The sequence below is a fragment of the Streptomyces sp. NPDC096176 genome, from assembly GCF_044763255.1.
GTDB lineage: Bacteria > Actinomycetota > Actinomycetes > Streptomycetales > Streptomycetaceae > Streptomyces.
This window is the reverse complement of sequence record NZ_JBIWFV010000019.1, coordinates 12,372-26,654: the sequence shown is the minus strand read 5'-3', so window position 1 is coordinate 26,654 and position 14,283 is coordinate 12,372. Positions and strand designations below refer to the sequence as shown.

General features: G+C 71.9%; 14 protein-coding genes and 1 tRNA gene. 9 read left to right on the top strand and 6 right to left on the bottom strand.

Features of this window, described 5'->3' with window-relative positions; translation table 11 throughout:
• Positions 1–108: 108 nt before the first annotated feature.
• Complete coding sequence (locus ACIQ7Q_RS32880) at positions 109–1,194, top strand: S-(hydroxymethyl)mycothiol dehydrogenase (protein ID WP_403870417.1); 1,086 nt, start codon at positions 109–111, stop codon at positions 1,192–1,194.
• Positions 1,194–1,823, top strand: a complete 630-nt coding sequence (locus ACIQ7Q_RS32875; protein ID WP_403870415.1) for an MBL fold metallo-hydrolase — start codon at positions 1,194–1,196, stop codon at positions 1,821–1,823. Before ACIQ7Q_RS32880 ends, ACIQ7Q_RS32875 begins: the two co-directional genes overlap by 1 nt.
• On the opposite strand, the gene ACIQ7Q_RS32870 is transcribed toward ACIQ7Q_RS32875, so the two are convergent.
• The 3 genes from ACIQ7Q_RS32870 to ACIQ7Q_RS32860 form a co-directional block, all read right to left on the bottom strand.
• On the bottom strand, positions 1,796–2,740 hold the full coding sequence (locus tag ACIQ7Q_RS32870; protein ID WP_403870412.1) for an RluA family pseudouridine synthase: 945 nt from the start codon (positions 2,738–2,740) through the stop codon (positions 1,796–1,798). The genes ACIQ7Q_RS32875 and ACIQ7Q_RS32870 overlap by 28 nt on opposite strands.
• 21 nt (positions 2,741–2,761) lie before the next feature.
• Positions 2,762–3,085: a DMT family transporter gene (locus ACIQ7Q_RS32865; protein ID WP_403870409.1), complete on the bottom strand. Its 324-nt coding sequence runs from the start codon at positions 3,083–3,085 to the stop codon at positions 2,762–2,764.
• A gap of 73 nt (positions 3,086–3,158) precedes the next feature.
• Positions 3,159–3,246, bottom strand: a tRNA-Leu gene (locus ACIQ7Q_RS32860).
• Between the two features lie 192 nt (positions 3,247–3,438).
• Here ACIQ7Q_RS32860 and ACIQ7Q_RS32855 point away from each other — a divergent pair.
• The 3 genes from ACIQ7Q_RS32855 to ACIQ7Q_RS32845 all read left to right on the top strand — a co-directional run bounded on the left by ACIQ7Q_RS32855 (position 3,439) and on the right by ACIQ7Q_RS32845 (position 6,101).
• Complete coding sequence (locus ACIQ7Q_RS32855; protein ID WP_403870406.1) at positions 3,439–4,764, top strand: M20/M25/M40 family metallo-hydrolase; 1,326 nt, start codon at positions 3,439–3,441, stop codon at positions 4,762–4,764.
• 174 nt (positions 4,765–4,938) lie between these two features.
• Positions 4,939–5,172, top strand: a complete 234-nt coding sequence (locus ACIQ7Q_RS32850; RefSeq protein WP_403870403.1) for a chaplin — start codon at positions 4,939–4,941, stop codon at positions 5,170–5,172.
• 143 nt (positions 5,173–5,315) lie between these two features.
• Positions 5,316–6,101 (top strand): chaplin family protein, encoded by a 786-nt coding sequence (locus tag ACIQ7Q_RS32845; protein WP_403870401.1) that lies wholly within the window; start codon positions 5,316–5,318, stop codon positions 6,099–6,101.
• A gap of 102 nt (positions 6,102–6,203) precedes the next feature.
• Here the strand turns inward: ACIQ7Q_RS32845 and ACIQ7Q_RS32840 are convergent, their stop codons facing one another.
• Positions 6,204–6,392, bottom strand: coding sequence for a DUF5703 family protein (locus tag ACIQ7Q_RS32840; protein WP_100106356.1), 189 nt, complete (start codon positions 6,390–6,392; stop codon positions 6,204–6,206).
• A gap of 47 nt (positions 6,393–6,439) precedes the next feature.
• Between ACIQ7Q_RS32840 and ACIQ7Q_RS32835 the strand changes: the two genes are divergently transcribed.
• A complete protein-coding gene (locus ACIQ7Q_RS32835) occupies positions 6,440–7,099 on the top strand; it encodes a hypothetical protein (RefSeq protein WP_403870399.1) in 660 nt (219 codons plus the stop codon).
• A gap of 79 nt (positions 7,100–7,178) precedes the next feature.
• Here the strand turns inward: ACIQ7Q_RS32835 and ACIQ7Q_RS32830 are convergent, their stop codons facing one another.
• Together ACIQ7Q_RS32830 and ACIQ7Q_RS32825 are read right to left on the bottom strand one after the other, a co-directional pair.
• The gene (locus ACIQ7Q_RS32830; RefSeq protein WP_403870396.1) at positions 7,179–9,536 is read right to left on the bottom strand and encodes a helix-hairpin-helix domain-containing protein; all 2,358 of its coding nucleotides are present in this window, start codon (positions 9,534–9,536) and stop codon (positions 7,179–7,181) included.
• The gene (locus tag ACIQ7Q_RS32825) at positions 9,533–10,516 is read right to left on the bottom strand and encodes an aldo/keto reductase (RefSeq protein ID WP_403870393.1); all 984 of its coding nucleotides are present in this window, start codon (positions 10,514–10,516) and stop codon (positions 9,533–9,535) included. Before ACIQ7Q_RS32825 ends, ACIQ7Q_RS32830 begins: the two co-directional genes overlap by 4 nt.
• Positions 10,517–10,646: 130 nt before the next feature.
• Here ACIQ7Q_RS32825 and ACIQ7Q_RS32820 point away from each other — a divergent pair, with 130 nt between their 5' ends.
• The 3 genes from ACIQ7Q_RS32820 (at position 10,647) to ACIQ7Q_RS32810 (ending at position 14,248) form a co-directional block, all read left to right on the top strand.
• Positions 10,647–11,696: an LLM class F420-dependent oxidoreductase gene (locus tag ACIQ7Q_RS32820; protein WP_403870390.1), complete on the top strand. Its 1,050-nt coding sequence runs from the start codon at positions 10,647–10,649 to the stop codon at positions 11,694–11,696.
• A 223-nt stretch (positions 11,697–11,919) separates the two neighbouring features.
• A complete protein-coding gene (locus ACIQ7Q_RS32815) occupies positions 11,920–12,705 on the top strand; it encodes a ferritin-like domain-containing protein (RefSeq protein WP_403870388.1) in 786 nt (261 codons plus the stop codon).
• Position 12,706: 1 nt separating this feature from the next.
• Positions 12,707–14,248 (top strand): hypothetical protein, encoded by a 1,542-nt coding sequence (locus tag ACIQ7Q_RS32810; protein WP_403870385.1) that lies wholly within the window; start codon positions 12,707–12,709, stop codon positions 14,246–14,248.
• Positions 14,249–14,283: the final 35 nt, after the last annotated feature.

Genomic DNA, 14,283 nt, shown 5'->3' with positions numbered 1-14,283 from the left:
GTCGTGCCCGGCGCGCGTACGCCCGTCCCGCCGATCAGGGCCTCCGCGGCCGCGCACGGGCCATAGTGGGTGGCGACGTCAACTGCGCGAGGAAGGGCAGGTTCTGCGATGCCGCAGCAGGTGCAAGGTGTGATCGCACCCGGGAAGGACGAGCCGGTACGGGTGGAGACGATCACAGTCCCCGACCCGGGTCCGGGCGAGGCTGTGGTGGAGGTGCGGGCCTGCGGGGTCTGCCACACCGATCTGCACTACAAGCAGGGCGGGATCAACGACGATTTCCCGTTTCTGCTCGGCCACGAGGCGGCCGGCGTCGTCGAGTCGGTCGGCGACGGTGTCACCGACGTCCGGCCCGGGGACTTCGTGATCCTCAACTGGCGTGCCGTGTGCGGCCGCTGCCGCGCCTGCGAGCGCGGACGGCCCTGGTACTGCTTCGACACCCACAACGCCCGGCAGAAGATGACACTCGCGGACGGCACCGAGCTGTCGGCGGCACTGGGCATCGGCGCCTTCGCGGAGAAGACCCTGGTGGCCGCCGGACAGTGCACCAAGGTCGACCCCGAGGTCTCCCCGGCCGTCGCGGGCCTGCTGGGCTGCGGCGTGATGGCCGGCATCGGCGCCGCCGTCAACACCGGCCAGGTCGGCCGCGGCGACAGTGTGGCCGTCATCGGCTGCGGCGGCGTCGGCGACGCGGCCGTCGTGGGCGCACGGCTCGCCGGAGCGGCCAGGATCATCGCCGTCGACATCGACGACCGCAAACTCGCCACCGCGAAGAAGATGGGCGCCACCCACACCGTCAACTCGCGCAGCACCGACCCCGTCGAGGCCATCCGCGAGCTGACGGGCGGCTTCGGCGCGGACGTCGTGATCGAAGCCGTCGGCCGCCCGGAGACGTACAAGCAGGCGTTCTACGCCAGGGACCTCGCCGGAACCGTCGTCCTTGTCGGCGTCCCCACCCCGGACATGAAGCTCGAACTGCCTCTGCTGGACGTCTTCGGGCGCGGCGGCGCCCTCAAGTCCTCCTGGTACGGCGACTGTCTGCCCTCGCGCGACTTCCCGATGCTCATCGACCTGCACCAGCAGGGCCGGATCGACCTCGGCGCCTTCGTCACCGAGACCATCGGTCTCGGCGACGTGGAGAAGGCCTTCGCCCGCATGCACGAGGGCGATGTGCTGCGATCGGTGGTGGTCTTCTGATGACCGCCCGCATCGACCACCTGGTCACCTCCGGCACCTTCTCGCTCGACGGCGGCACCTGGGACGTCGACAACAACGTCTGGATCGTCGGCGACGACACGGAGGCGATCGTCATCGACGCCGCCCACGACGCCGACGCGATCCTCGCCGCGCTCGGCGGCCGTACCCTGCGCGCCGTCGTCTGCACACACGCGCACAACGACCACATCGACGCCGCCCCGGCGCTCGCCGCGGCCACGGGCGCGCCCGTCCTGCTCCACCCCGACGACCTGCCCCTGTGGAAGCAGACCCACCCCGACCGCGCCCCCGACGGCGACCTCGCCGACGGAGCGGTGCTCACCGTCGCGGGTACCGATCTGACCGTCCTGCACACCCCGGGGCACGCCCCCGGAGCGGTCTGCCTCCACGCCCCCGGCCTCACCAGCGTTTTCACCGGAGACACGCTCTTCCAGGGCGGCCCCGGAGCGACCGGCCGGTCGTTCTCCCACTTCCCGACGATCATCGACTCGATCCGGGACCGGCTGCTCACGCTGCCGCCCGAGACCGTTGTCCGTACCGGTCACGGCGACACGAGCACCATCGGGGCCGAGGCGCCCCACTTTCAGGAATGGGTCGACCGGGGCCACTGAGCGAGACCTCGCCGGCTCTCGAACCGGCGTTGCTCCTTCGTGACCGGGTCGGTGAACTCCAGCACGCGCGCCAGCAACTGCAGCGGACGCGAGAAGTCCTCCGGCCCCTCGGGCAGCACGACGGGAAACAGTGGGTCGTTCAGGATGGGCAGCCCCAGGCCGCTCATGTGGACCCGCAGCTGATGGGTACGGCCGGTGGCCGGCACCAGCCGGTACCGGCCGAGCCCTTCGCGTTCGGTGAGCAGCTCCACGCGGGTCTCGCTGTTCGGCTCTCCCGGCTCCTCCATGGCCGCGAGCACGCCGCGCTCCTTGACGATCCGGCTGCGCACGGTGCGCGGCAGCGCCACCGCCGGGTCGTACGGCGCGATCGCCTCGTACTCCTTCTTCACCTGCCGGTCACGGAACAGGGTTTGGTACGCACCCCGGTCCCCGGGCCGTACGACGAAGAGCACCAGACCCGCCGTGAGCCGGTCCAGCCGGTGCGCGGGCTGGAGCGCGGGCAGATCCAGATCGCGACGCAGCCGGGCCAGCGCCGTCTCCTTCACATGACTGCCGCGCGGCACGGTCGCCAGGAAGTGCGGCTTGTCGGCGATCACGACGTGCTCGTCACGGTGAACGATCCCGATGTCGAACGGCACCCGTTCCTCGACGGCGAAGTCCCGATGGAACCAGAGATACCGGCCGTTGGTGTACGGCTCGTCCCCGGCCACCGGACCGCTCTCGCCGACGAAGCGTCCGTCCCGCAGCATCTCCTCGACCCGCCCACCGCCTACCGCGCCCGCGTACCGGGCCAGCAGATGGTCCCGCACCGTGGGCCATGTGCCGTCCGGGTCCTCCGGCAGCCGCAGCCGCACCGGGTCGACACCGTCGCGCTGGGGGAGCGGGGCAGGCGGCGCCGCCCTGTTTCTGCGTCTCACCGACGAGACTGTATGCGGCCGTCAGTGCTTCATGCCGCCGAGATACATCACGGCCACCCCGATGACCACCAGCGCGATACCGATCAGCGTCGCGGGCTTCACGGGCTCGTCGAAGAGCAGCACGCCGCCCACGAACGCCCCCACCGTGCCCACGCCGGACCAGATCGCGTAGACGGGCCCCACGTTCAGCGTCTTGAGTGCCTGCGCCAGCATGACGAACGCCGCCGCGTAACCGACCACGACCAGCACGGTCGGTCCGGGACGGCTCAGCCCGTACGACGCCCGGAGCGCCAGCGTGCCGATCACCTCGGAGACGATGGCGCCCGCCACCAGAACGAATCCCATGGGCTCCACCTTTGGGTCGGGGAGGATCGTCGGCAAACACAAAGGTCCCCACGGAACTCCGTGGGGACCTTGCTGGTGTCCGAGGGGGGACTTGAACCCCCACGCCCGATAAAGGGCACTAGCACCTCAAGCTAGCGCGTCTGCCATTCCGCCACCCGGACAAGGTGTCTGTCTCGCGGCCCTGGGCCGTTCCGACGTGGAAAACCATAGCAAACATTCGACCCCCCTCGATCACCCCCTCGATCAGCCCTCGGCACGCCCTCGCCCCTGTGGCCGGCGGCCGCCCTTGGGCCGAGAGGCACGATGGCGAGAGGATGGGCCGACCACCAGCAGCGACAGCGGGAGGAATCAGCGTGAGCGAGTCGAACACGGCCCGGGCGGTAACGGGCGAGGACGAGGTCGTCGATCTCTGCCGTGAGCTGATCAGGATCGACACCAGCAACTACGGCGACCACTCCGGCCCCGGAGAGCGCGCCGCGGCCGAGTACGTCGCGGAAAAGCTCGCCGAAGTCGGCCTCGAGCCGCAGATCCTCGAGTCGCACAAGGGCCGCGCCTCCACCGTTGCCCGCATCGAGGGCGAGGACCCGTCCAGGCCCGCGCTCCTCATCCACGGTCATCTCGACGTGGTGCCCGCCAACGCGGACGACTGGACCCACCACCCGTTCTCCGGTGAGGTCGCGGACGACTGCGTCTGGGGCCGGGGCGCGGTGGACATGAAGGACATGGACGCCATGACCCTCGCGGTCGTACGGGACCGGCTGCGCAGCGGCCGCAAGCCCCCGCGCGACATCGTCCTCGCCTTCCTCGCCGACGAGGAGGCGGGCGGCACCTACGGCGCCCGGTATCTCGTCGACAAGCACCCGGGGCTGTTCGAGGGGGTCACGGAGGCCATCGGAGAGGTCGGCGGCTTCTCCTTCACCGTCAACGAGAACCTGCGGCTCTACCTCGTGGAGACGGCGCAGAAGGGCATGCACTGGATGCGCCTGACCGTGGAAGGGACGGCGGGCCACGGGTCGATGACCAACAACGACAACGCCATCACCGAACTGTGCGAGGCCGTCGGCCGCCTCGGGCGCCACACCTGGCCGGTCAGGGTCACCAAGACCGTCCGGTCCTTCCTCGACGAGCTCTCCGACGCGCTCGGTACCCCGCTCGACCCGGAGGACATGGACGCCACCCTCGCCAAGCTCGGCGGCATCGCCAAGATGGTCGGCGCGACCCTGCGCAACTCAGCGGCCCCCACCATGCTCGGCGCCGGCTACAAGGTGAACGTCATCCCGGGGCAGGCCACCGCCCATGTCGACGGACGCTTCCTGCCGGGCTACGAGGAGGAGTTCCTCGCTGACCTCGACCGGCTGCTCGGCCCCCGCGTCAAGCGTGAGGACGTGCACGGCGACAAGGCGCTGGAGACCAGCTTCGACGGCGCGCTCGTCGACGCGATGCAGGTCGCGCTCAAGGCCGAGGACCCCATCGCACGGGCCGTGCCGTACATGCTCTCCGGCGGCACCGACGCCAAGTCCTTCGACGATCTCGGTATCCGCTGCTTCGGCTTCGCGCCGCTCAAGCTGCCGCCGGAGCTGGACTTCGCCGGCATGTTCCACGGCGTGGACGAGCGGGTGCCGGTGGACGGCCTCAAGTTCGGCGTGCGGGTCCTCGACCGGTTCATCGACCAGTGCTGAAACGGTCCGCGGGTGCGCGGCGTGGGGCAGCTCGGAACGCTCCGATATTCGTCTGCGCGTGCGTTTGTGACTTGAAAGAGTGAATGGGGGTGACGGCTCGTAGCCCCGCTGCTTCCTCCTCGTTACAGGTGATGCGGTCCGCGGCTGGGATCGCATTTGCCAACAGGAGGAATAATGATCAAGAAGGTCGTCGCGACTGCGGCCGCCGCCGGTGGTCTGCTGCTCGCCGGTGCGGGCATGGCCATGGCCGACTCCGGTGCCCAGGGTGCCGCCGCGGAATCTCCCGGCGTCCTGTCGGGCAACCTGGTTCAGGTGCCGGCCCACGTGCCCGTGAACCTGTGCGGCAACACGGTCGACGTCATCGGCCTGCTGAACCCCGCCTTCGGCAACGAGTGCGCCAACGTGTGACGTTGTGAGCCGGTCCCACGGGACCAGGGCTTGAATTCGGGCGGCTCCGGAGTGTGTGTCCTGCACTCCGGGGCCGACCGCTTCCTCGACCCCTCGGCATGTGGCCAGGGGCATTCGTGAAGCTGGAAGGCAGGCAACAAGACATGCGACAGGTCACGCGCAAAGGCCTGATCACCGTGGCGGCCGCGGGCGGGGTACTCGCCCTCGGCGGCAGTTACGCGCAGGCGGACGCCGGAGCGAGCGGGGAAGCATCGAACTCCCCCGGCGTGCTGTCCGGGAACTCGATCCAGGCGCCCGTGCACGTTCCGGTGAACATCTGCGGCAACACCGTGGACATCGTCGGGCTGCTCAACCCGGCCTTCGGGAACACCTGCGCCAACACGTCCGGCTCGGACGGCAACGGCGGCGGTGGTTCCGGAGCCGAGGGCGAGGCGAGCAACTCGCCCGGCGTCGGCTCGGGCAACCAGATCCAGGCGCCGGTCCACGTACCGGTCAACGCCTGCGGCAACACCGTGGACGTCGGCGGTCTGCTCAACCCGACGTTCGGCAACGAGTGCGTGAACGGCTCGGACGGCAGCCCGGAGGAGCCCGGCACGCCCGAGGAGCCGGGCACGCCCGAGGAGCCGGGCACGCCCGAGGAGCCGGGCACGCCGGAGGAGCCGGGCACGCCGGGAACCCCGGAGACGCCGCAGACCCCGGGAACCCCGGAGACGCCGCAGACCCCGGGAACCCCGGAGACGCCGCAGACCCCGGGAACCCCGGAGACTCCGGAGGCGCCGAACACCCCCGGCCCGCAGAACGTCACGCCGCGTGGCGGGGGCGAGCTCGCGGAGACCGGCATCGGCACGCTCGACGTGCTGGCTCCGGCGGGCATCGGCCTGCTGCTGGCCGGAACGGTGCTGTACCGGCGCGCCCGCGCAGCGGCGTAGGCATGCGTGCCGGGGCCCTCGTAGGGGCCCCGGCACAGCCGTGTTCCAAGGAGCGGGTCCCGCAGTCGCGGGGCCCGCTCCTTCGTCCACCCGTCACTCCCGTCACCAGGTGGCGCGCACCTGGCGGATGATCCGCCGGCGCAGCCGCACCCTGCGGCTGCCGTCCCGGTGCAGGGTCAGTCGGTCCAACTCCCAGTGTCCGTACTCGGCATGGTCGGTCAGCAGACGGGTCGCCTCCTTGCGGGAGACCCCGCGCGGCACGTAAACGTCGACAAATTCGTATTCCGGCATCGCATCTATTGTGCGTGCAGCGCCCCGGTACGGATAGCGTCTGCACTATGTCTGATGCTGCGCAGCCCACCGCTGCCGAGGTACGTGCCGCCGCCGAGGCGGTCAAAGCCGCACTGGACCGTCACCTCGAGGCGGTCGAGAACCGCACGGGCGACGACGACCCGGCCGTCTACGACGCGTTCAACGCACTCGCCGCGGCGGCCGAGGCGTACGACGAGCGGCTCTACGACCGGTACGACGAGGTCACACCCTTCGAGATTCCTGGCGCTGATGACTCGCTGCCACCGTATGCGGGCCCGGAGGAGCCGAACGCGCTGAGCGTGCTGATCCGCCGGGACTACGCGGTGGTGGAGCCGCAGAGACTGCTCGCGCAGGCGCAGCGCATCGCCGACATCGAGGAGGACGAGGACCAGCGCGGGGTGAACGTCCCGGTCGTCGGTACGAGCGTGCACTCGGCCCTGGGGGTGCTCTTCGGGGAGTACGAACCCGACGAGATCGCTTCGCGACACAAGGAGTTCGGCCTCGAGGAGGGCGACTCCACCCTGTGGGTGTCCGCGGCAGACGAACTTCCCGAGCCGGGGGAGTGGCTGAGCGTCCCCTTCGACCAGGCGGACCCGGAACGCGTCGTCTGCCGCTTCGACGTCAGCTCGGTCTTCGACGAGGACGAGCTGCGCGAGGAACGGATGGATCTCGAAGGGGAGTCCTGACCCGGCTGTACGGACATCGTGCGCATGACCCGGCCCCCGGCCCGGGACGACCTTCGGCGGTCGTCCCGGGCCGGGGGCGTTACGGTGCGTCCGTCGGCGGCTGCTGCGCCTGAGGTGCGGGATCGGCCAGCAGGCCCTCCAACAGAGTCCGCAGCCGAGTGGTGCGCGGGGCTGTCGGCACCTCCGCCACAGCGCGCGGCAGCGCCTGGTCCACGCCGTGCACCACGGACAGGTGCCGCTCGGCGCGGCCGAACGCGGTGTACACCCATGGCCTGCTCAGCCCCTGAGCGGCGTCGCCCGGCAGGACGACGACCACTGCAGGCCACCGCATGCCCGCCGCCTGATGTGCGGTCATCGCCCAGCCGTGGCGCAGGACCGATTCGACGCGGTCCTTGGGCACCACGACCTGGATGCCGTCGCAGTCGAGATGCAGGCCGTCGGCGTCCGCGGAGACGACCGTTCCGGTCAGCGTCCGGCCGAGGGCCTGCGCGTAGGCGACCCGGTCGCCCGGGTCGAAGCCGGCGAAACGCCCGTCGCCCGGGTTGAGGCGCTGCTTCAGCGCCGCGTTGAGCGCGCGGGAGCCTGCGGATCCACCGTGGCCCACAGTGATCACCTGGGTCTGCTCGGCCGGCACCCCGATGGCCCGCGGCACCGAGTCGGCGACCAGCTGGACCGTACGGTGCACGGCCTCGCCGGCGTCCCGCACCGGGACGATCACGACCTCCTTGCCGGGGGCGGCCACCTGGTTCAGCTCTCCGACGCCGACGCCCGACAGCAGCTCGCCGATCGGCCCGGGATCGGGCGTGCGGGACGCGATCTGCGGGCACACCCGGGCGGCCAGGACATCCGCGAACACCCGGCCCGCTCCGGCACCGCCCAGCACACTGGGGTCGCCGCTGAGGACCAGCCGGCTGCCGTCCGGCATCGACTCCACCAGCAGTGCCGCGGTCTCGATGTCGAGCTGCGGCGCGTCCAGTACGACCAGCAGATCCAGTGCGAACGCGCCGTCCTCGTCCCGGCCGGGGCCGGCGAAGCCCGCGAGCAGAGCGGCGACGGTCACGCCGTCGACGTCCGGGCCCAGCCTGCGGCGGCCGTTCTCCCCGTGCACCGCCACGGCGGCCCGAAGGCCCAGCCGCCGGGCCGTCTCCACGAGGGCGACGGGCTCGGCCCGCGCCGCCTCGCCGCCCGTGTGCACGACCAGGCCATGCCCCGCGGCTGCCCGGACGAGCTCGGGCCCGTCCCAGACATCGGCCGGGCCGGTCCTGACCAGCCTGGCCAGCCCGTCCGCGAGGCTCTCCTCCGCCATGGCGTACCGGTCGAGCCCCAGCAGGACCTGTACGGCCTCCGCCGCCCCTGCGTCCTCCTCGCCCCCCTCGCCTTCCTCCAGTCCGTCCTGGAAGACCAGGACGGCACCGTCGGCGACGGCCTGCTGCACGGCCTCGTCCGGGTCCGGCACGGACCGCTCGGCGAGCGCGGAGCGTACGGCCGGAGCCTCGAGGGCCGTGTGCCCCTGGAGTGCGGCGCGCTCCAGCAGCCAGAGCACGAGCGCCGACGTGCGCCGCTCGTCGCCGGGTCCTGTGTCCCCGCCGAGCAGCGCGCGGGCGAAGCCGTCCGCCTGCTCGGGTCGTACACCCGGCACGGACAGCAGCTGCCAGGGGTCCTCTTCGAGCATGTCCGCGGCCGTCTCGCCGAGGACTTCCGCGACCTGCCCTGCGAGGGTTTCGGGCGCTCCGCCCTTCGTGAGCACCGCCCGCACGGCGGCGACGGTCTCCGGAGTCGCTGCGACAGCCGCCGGTTCGGCCGCCTTCGCGACCCGGACCGGCGGCGAGGCGACAGGAGCGGCGCGCCGGGGCTCCGGCGCGGGCGACCCGAAGTACGCCGCGCGCTTCTCGCCGCTCTCCACTGCCCGCACCGCGGCGAGCAGATCCGCGGCCTTGCCGCTGAGCTTCCCCCCGCTGGGCAACGGCCCGTCCTTCTCGGCCTTCCGCTGCTCGATCCGAGCCCTCAACGCCTTCTGCGCGGCGATCTCGGCCTCGGCCTCGCTGACCTCCGCACCCTTGGCCGCCGCCCCTTCGCCCCCTTCGCCCCCTTCGCCCCCTTCGGCGCCGCTGTCCGGCTCATGGCCCACGCCCGCGGCGTCCTCGTCGTCGGCCGCCGGGCCGTGCTCTGCCGGTTCGTCGTCGGTCCCGTCGGCCGCTCCTTCAGCCGGTTCGGCGTCGTTCGCCAAGCCGGGGCTCCCGCCCGCGTCCGCCTCGCCCGCGGCGCCCTCGTCGTCGGTCACCGTGCCGCGCTCCGCCGCATCGTCCGTCGCGTCCTTCGCGGCAAGCCCGTCCTCCGAGCCCGTGGCAGCCGGGTCGGCGGGTCCTGGCGGGGTGAGGCCGACGGGGTCGGGCTCGGCCGGGGGGCCGGGGGGCGTGCCCCGGGAAGACGCGGTCACAGCGTGCTCCAGTCCTGGTCCGGATAGTGGTGCACCGGTGCCGACACATCGTCGAGCGCCCGGCAGATCTCGTCAGGAAGACTAAGCGCCTCCACTGACAACGCCGCCGCGAGCTGCTGCGCGTTGCGCGCGCCGACGATGGGGGCGGCCACCCCGGGCCGGTCGCGCACCCACGCAAGCGCCACCTCCAGCGGTGTGGCCGCGAGGCCGTCCGCCGCTGTGGTGACCGCGTCCACGATGCGGCTCGCGGCCTCGTCCAGGTACGGCTCCACGAAGGGCGCCATCTGTTCCGACGCGCCCCTGGAGTCGGCCGGCGTGGCCGTCCGGTACTTCCCGGTGAGCACGCCGCGCCCCAGCGGCGACGACGGCAGCAGCCCCACGCCGAGGTCGAGTGCCGCGGGCAGGACCTCCCGCTCCACACCCCGCTGCAGCAGCGAGTACTCCATCTGCGTACTCGCGAGCCGTGTGCGCATCCCGGGAGCGGCCAGCTGCCAGGTCGCCGCCTTGGCCAGCTGCCATCCGCAGAAGTTCGACACGCCGGCGTACCGCGCACGCCCGCTGCTGACGGCGATGTCCAGGGCCTGCAGCGTCTCGTCCAGCGGTGTGTCCGGGTCGAAGGCGTGGACCTGCCACAGGTCCACGTAGTCCGTCCCGAGCCGCGACAGCGACGCGTCCAGCGCGGCGAGCAGATGACCGCGCGAGCCGTCGAAGCGGCGGTCCGGGTCCGGCACGCTGCCGGCCTTCGTGGCTATGACCAGGTCGCTGCGAGGCACCAGCCGCTCGACCAGCTGCCCGAGCAGATACTCCGCTTCCCCGCCGCCGTACACATCCGCGGTGTCGACCAGCGTGCCGCCCGCCTCCCAGAAGAGCTTCAACTGGTCGGCGGCGTCGTGCTCGTCGGTGTCCCGGCCCCATGTCAGGGTGCCGAGTCCGATCCGGGACACGCGCAGGCCGGTACGGCCGAGATGCCTCTGCTCCATGGGCGCTGAGATTACTGGCCAGGGCAGCACGCGGAGAGACCCTGTGGACAACCTCCCCCTGCCGGATCATCCGCGCCCGCGCTAGAGTCCCCGGCACAGGCACGTTACTGATCAGTAAGAGGGAGCGGTTATGCGGCTCGGCATCAACCTCGGCTACTGGGGCGCGGGCATGGACGGCGACAACCTCGCCGTCGCACAGGAGGCCGACAGGCTCGGCTACGACGTCTGCTGGGCCGCGGAGGCGTACGGCTCCGACGCCCCCACCGTGCTCAGCTGGGTCGCCGCCCAGACCGAGCGCATCGACGTCGGCTCCGCGATCCTGCAGATCCCGGCCCGTCAGCCCGCGATGACCGCGATGACCGCGGCCACCCTCGACTCGCTGTCCGGCGGTCGCTTCCGCCTCGGCCTCGGCGTCTCGGGGCCGCAGGTCTCCGAGGGCTGGTACGGCGTCAAGTTCGACAAGCCGCTCGCCCGCACCCGCGAGTACGTCGAGATCGTACGCAAGGCCATGTCCCGCGAGCGTCTGTCCTACCAGGGCGAGCACTGGACGCTGCCGCTGCCCGACGGGCCCGGCAAGCCCATCAAGCTCACGGTCCACCCGCAGCGCGAGCACATCCCGCTCTACATCGCGGCGATCGGCCCCAAGAACCTGGAGCAGACCGGTGAGATCGCCGACGGCGCCCTGCTGATCTTCCCCTCTGCCGACCACATCGAGGACACCGCGCTCCGGCACATCCGTACGGGTCGCGAGAAGGCCGGAAAGACGATGGACGGCTTTGACGTGTGCCCGACCCTGCCCCTCGCGGTCGGCGACGACGTGAACGGCCTGGCGGACATGTTCCGGCCGTACACCGCGCTGTACGTCGGCGGCATGGGCAGCCGCAAGCAGAACTTCTACAACCAGCTCGCGCAGCGCATGGGTTACGAGAAGGAGGCCGCCGAGATCCAGGACAAGTACCTCGACGGCGACAAGGCCGGCGCGGCGGCCGCGGTCCCGCACCAGCTGATCGACCAGACCGCGCTGCTCGGGCCCGTGGAGCGTATCGCCGACCGGATGCAGGCCTACGCCGCTTCGGGCGTCACCACGCTCACCCTCGCTCCGGCCGGATTCACGCTCGAAGAGCGGATCACCGCGCTGCGGGCCGGCACCGACGCGCTGGAGCGGGCGGGCCTCGCCTGAGAAGACCCTGGGAAGTCTGCGGCCGTGGTGGGGGCTCGGGGGTCTTCCCCGCCACGGCCGTCACGCGGTACAACGCGCGACGGCCGCGGCGGTTACTGCCGTGTGCCGCCGACCCTCTCATCCGTTCGGTGCAGCCGTCACAGCCACCTGTTGCCCGCCCGGGCGTCTCGCATTTGACTCGTTCTTTGCGGACGTCCCCAAGGCCCAGACGGAGGTGGCAGACATGCTCTCGGCCCGGAGTCTCTTCCAGGAGATCGTCGACTGCGACGACTCGTTCCGGCTCTTCTGCTCCATCGCCGCCAGTGGTGAGGACCAGGGAGGTTGGGAGAACGGCCGTATCGCCGCCCTCGTGCCCGAGAGCATGCGTGAGCTGGCCCCGAAGATCACCCGGCACGGTGCCGACGAGGACAAGCACGGCCGCCTGTTCAACGCGCTGCTCAAGCAGCGACAGTTGGACCCGGTGCCCGTGCCGCGCGAGACCGACTACACGATGCTGCTGGAGCAGCGGGGCATCGGCCTCGCCCACGAGAAGCTGCGCCGCGACGAGCCGCTGACCGAGCAGGACATCGTGGTCTACCTCTCGCACAGCCGCGTGACCGAGCAGCGGGCCGCCGACCAGATGGAGCTGCTGGTCAGATGTTTCGGGGATCATCCGGAGCTCGGCAGGACCATCCGCATGATCTGCGAGGACGAGGGCAACCACCTGGCCTACTGCCACGAGGAGCTGCTCCGTCTCACCGCCGCCGGACACGGGCCCACCGTCCGGCGTGTGCTGCGTGAGGCCGCACTCGCCGAGATCCGGGTCCACCGTGATGTGAGCCTCGCCGTCATGGCGCACATGGGTCGGGTGCTGCACTGGTCGAAGGCCAGGTCGGCGCTGCTGGCGGCCGGTATCCACGCGCGGTACGCGTACGAGCGGCTCGGTGGCTGGCGCCGCATGGTCGACCTCAGGATGCCGGAGCGCCGCGGAGCACTCGACGGTCCCGCCGCCACGTCACCCGCCTTCTGACGTGGGACAGTTCCCGGCCCTGGCGCCGGTCCGGCCAGGCCCCCGCAGCGGCCGCGGACCCGGCGCGGAGACCGTCACCGGGGGAGGCCTGCGGTGGATCGCCGCCGTGGCCGTCGCGTACACCCTCGTCCAGCTGGTCATGGCCGTCCCGGGGACGAGTCTCGGCTGGGACGAGACCGTCTACGTCAGTCAGGTCACGCCTGGCTCCGAACCGGCCTTCTTCAGCGCGCCGCGCGCCCGCGGCATCACCTTCCTGGTCGCGCCGCTGACGGCCCTGACCTCCTCCGTCGAGGCGCTCCGCGTCCATCTCGCCCTGCTGTCGGGCGCCGGACTGTTCCTGGCACTCGCGGTGTGGCGGACCCTGCTGCCCACCCGTGTGGTCGCCCTCGCAGGAGGGCTGTTCGCCGGACTCTGGGTCACCGTGTTCTACGGTCCGCAGGTCATGCCCAACCTGTGGGTCGCGCTTGGGGCACTGTTCACCGTCGGCTGCTTCCTGCGGGCCGCGCGCGACCGGTCCGACCGCGCCTGCCTGCTGGGCGCCGGTGCGGGCGTGGCGTTCGTCGCGCTCATGCGGCCGACGGACGCCTTCTGGCTCGTCGCGCCGCTCGTCGTCGTCGCCGTGGTGCCACGGACGGGCCGGCGGCCGGTCCTGCTGGTGGCGCTCGCGGCGGGAGCGGCCGCCGGATGCGCTCCGTGGATCGTCGAGGCCTACGCCGGTTACGGCGGGCTCGCCGCCCGCCTGAGCCGCGCCAGCGAGATCCAGGGCCACCTCGGACTGAACCTGGCCGTCGACGACCAGATCCGTGCGCTGGACGGCCGGACGCTGTGCCGGCCCTGCGACGTGGCGTGGCGGCGGCCGGTCACCGCCCTGTGGTGGTTCGTCCTTCCGCTCCTGGTCGCCGGGGGCGTCGTGATCGCTGCACGCCTACGGCGTGACCCCCTGGCACGCCCCTCCGTGATCCGCCCCTCGGCCGTCCTGGTGCCGACGCTGGCGGGCCTGGCGCTGGCCGTGCCGTATCTCCTGCTGATCGGGTACGCCGCGCCCCGTTTCCTGCTCCCCGCCTACGCGCTGCTCGCGTTGCCGGCCGCGGTGTGCCTCGGCCGGATCGCCCGGGCAGTGCGGCCGCGTGCGCTGTGCGTGACGGTTCTCGCCCTGGCGCTGGCCGGTCATCTGACGATCCAGTACTCCGTGCTGCAAGGCGCGGTGGACCGCAGCCGGGAGAACCGAAAGGCATTCGACCGGATCACCGCCGAGCTGCACCGGTACGGCGTCCGCGCGCCCTGTGTGATCAGCGGGGTGGAGGCGCCGCGGGTCGCCTTCCGCACCGGCTGCGCCTCTCGCCAGGCCGGCGGCCACGACGGCAGCATCACCCGGGCGGGCCTCGCCGCACTCGCGGACGAACGGCCGGTCGCCTACGTGGTGGAGGGGAAGGCCCGGCCGCCGGCGTTCGCCCGTGGCTGGCGCCGGCTGGACCTTCCCGGTCTGCCGGCCCGACCCGACCTGAGCGTCTACGTGGGCCCGGCGACCACCGCGACAGGCTGAGCGCGGCTCCGCCAGGGGCCCGCGCCGGGCTCAGC

Excerpts from the sequence above, each read along its gene's own strand:
- ACIQ7Q_RS32880 (WP_403870417.1), top strand. The coding sequence starts at position 109 with ATGCCGCAGCAGGTGCAAGGTGTGATCGCACCCGGGAAGGACGAGCCG.
- ACIQ7Q_RS32875 (WP_403870415.1), top strand. The coding sequence starts at position 1,194 with ATGACCGCCCGCATCGACCACCTGGTCACCTCCGGCACCTTCTCGCTC.
- ACIQ7Q_RS32865 (WP_403870409.1), bottom strand. The coding sequence starts at position 3,085 with ATGGGATTCGTTCTGGTGGCGGGCGCCATCGTCTCCGAGGTGATCGGC.
- ACIQ7Q_RS32850 (WP_403870403.1), top strand. The coding sequence starts at position 4,939 with ATGATCAAGAAGGTCGTCGCGACTGCGGCCGCCGCCGGTGGTCTGCTG.
- ACIQ7Q_RS32845 (WP_403870401.1), top strand. The coding sequence starts at position 5,316 with ATGCGACAGGTCACGCGCAAAGGCCTGATCACCGTGGCGGCCGCGGGC.
- ACIQ7Q_RS32840 (WP_100106356.1), bottom strand. The coding sequence starts at position 6,392 with ATGCCGGAATACGAATTTGTCGACGTTTACGTGCCGCGCGGGGTCTCC.
- ACIQ7Q_RS32835 (WP_403870399.1), top strand. The coding sequence starts at position 6,440 with ATGTCTGATGCTGCGCAGCCCACCGCTGCCGAGGTACGTGCCGCCGCC.
- ACIQ7Q_RS32825 (WP_403870393.1), bottom strand. The coding sequence starts at position 10,516 with ATGGAGCAGAGGCATCTCGGCCGTACCGGCCTGCGCGTGTCCCGGATC.
- ACIQ7Q_RS32820 (WP_403870390.1), top strand. The coding sequence starts at position 10,647 with ATGCGGCTCGGCATCAACCTCGGCTACTGGGGCGCGGGCATGGACGGC.
- ACIQ7Q_RS32815 (WP_403870388.1), top strand. The coding sequence starts at position 11,920 with ATGCTCTCGGCCCGGAGTCTCTTCCAGGAGATCGTCGACTGCGACGAC.